The following is a 1,962-nucleotide window of genomic DNA, read 5'->3' as shown; positions in this document are numbered from 1 at the left end:
ATATAATAGGCATACTTAAGACACGGACTTATATAAGCTCTTTTCTCAATATTGCTCTCGTGCTGATAGAAAATGATAATAAAATGTTCTTAACACTTTTTAATGCATACTGTTATTTTTATATACTGCGCTTTCTTTTCCTGCAAAAAAACTAAACGATTTAAAATTTCCCTTATTATGGAATGTTACATTTATTTTTAACAGTTAGGGAAGCTTTTGAACACTCAGTATGTATCTGAATGCCAACACCAAAAACTTATGAACGCCATCCAAGGAAAGTGAATAATGGAATTTATTTTAATTGGTTTCTATTATTTATCTTATGTAAATGCGAAATAAATGTGGTTTTCCTGTAAGTGAAATACTGTTGTTACAAGTTAGTGAGGTAGAAGTATGAAAGAAACCAATAGTAAGAATTTAAAATCTGAAATTATAAAAAAGCATGAGGTATTATTTGCAAAGAGACTAGAACTTGAGAGTGAAGCAAGCCGTTTGATGTTAGAAATTAATTTATTAGATGCACAGAATACTCTTGATAATGTAAGTCAATTAAACCAACAGATAGATGATATAACCTCTGAAATGGATTATTTGAAACAAGCCCTTGAAGCTATCAATTAAGCTATATATCAAAGTGTAACTAATTCTATAAGTATAACCACGAGCAAATTAGAAAAAAGTGATCAACATGGAAGAGAAAGAACAGTAAGAAATAAATCTTACTAAAGTGTATGAATACGCTGAATCTCCAGATAAAATCTTATCAAAACCTAAATCATAAAAAAGCTAATTAAATTATATTGATAAACCTACTTAGTCTAATTAGACTATTGTAAACAAAGAAAGAAGGCGTTTCTATGAAATCTATATTGTTAATTGGACAATCAAATATGGCAGGCAGAGGATTTATTGAGGATGTACCGCCGATTTATAATGAGCATATACATATGTTGAGAAACGGTAGATGGCAAACGATGGCAGAACCACTTAATTTTGATCGTCACATATCTGGTGTTGGGCCAGCAGCCTCTTTTGCTCAAGCTTGGACAGAAGATCATCCTGACGAGTCCATTGGATTAATACCATGTGCCGAGGGAGGAAGCTCAATTGATGAGTGGACAATTGACGGACTATTAACAAGACACGCGATTTCTGAAGCGAAATTCGCAATGGAAACAAGTGAGTTAGTGGGAATTCTGTGGCATCAAGGAGAAAGCGACAGTTACGGAGAACGTTATAAGACGTATGAAGATAAATTGCTTTCATTATTTAAACATTTGAGAGAAGAATTGAATGCACCAGATATCCCGATTATTATAGGTGAGTTGGGGCATTACCTTGGAGATGTCGGATTTGGAAAAAGCGCTGTAGAATATAAACAAATAAACCAGATATTATCTAAAGTTGCCCACACTAAAAAAAATTGTTATTTTGTAACATCAAAAGACTTAACAGCAAATCCAGATGGCATTCATATTGATGCCGTCTCTCAAAGAAAGTTTGGATTAAGATACTATGAGGCTTTTTCAAAACAAAAGCATGTTTTAGATGTTTTGGACGTTGAGCATGAATGGATTGAAAAGGAAGCAAAGCGTGAACTAACTAAAAATGAACGTATATTTGTTGAAAGTATGAAGTTTGCCTTGGGAGAATTAAGTTTTGAGGAGTTTTCTATTAATATCTCTACTATTATTAATGAAAGTAAGTAAAGCAAAATTAATCCCATTTTATGAGGAGAGATCAATTGATTCCACTTTTAATCTTAGGTTTGTTGAAAGAAAACCAGGTTCATATGGATATGAACTTTTGGCAATTATGAATGAGTGGAGTTAGTATAGATTTGTTAATTATTAAAACTAAAAAAAGAAGAATCCTTTAAACAGGAACTCCAAAAAGCCGGTATTCAAGACACGCAAATTTTTCAAATGCAACTAGCGGAGAAGTTGCAGACAGAGTTTTAGG

At 32.5% G+C, this 1,962-nt stretch carries 2 protein-coding genes; both read left to right on the top strand.

Features of this window, described 5'->3' with window-relative positions; genetic code table 11:
* Window positions 1-393 precede the first annotated feature (393 nt).
* Window positions 394-621: a hypothetical protein gene (locus AC1DRF_RS25085; RefSeq protein WP_097822986.1), complete on the top strand. Its 228-nt coding sequence runs from the start codon at window positions 394-396 to the stop codon at window positions 619-621.
* Window positions 622-857: 236 nt separating this feature from the next.
* The gene (locus tag AC1DRF_RS25080; protein ID WP_230185514.1) at window positions 858-1,709 is read left to right on the top strand and encodes a sialate O-acetylesterase; all 852 of its coding nucleotides are present in this window, start codon (window positions 858-860) and stop codon (window positions 1,707-1,709) included.
* The last annotated feature ends 253 nt before the right edge of the window (window positions 1,710-1,962 follow it).

It is taken from the genome of Priestia sp. P5_B4 (assembly GCF_056400385.1).
The sequence above is the reverse complement of the archived record's forward strand: the minus strand, read 5'-3'. Positions and strand labels throughout refer to the sequence as shown.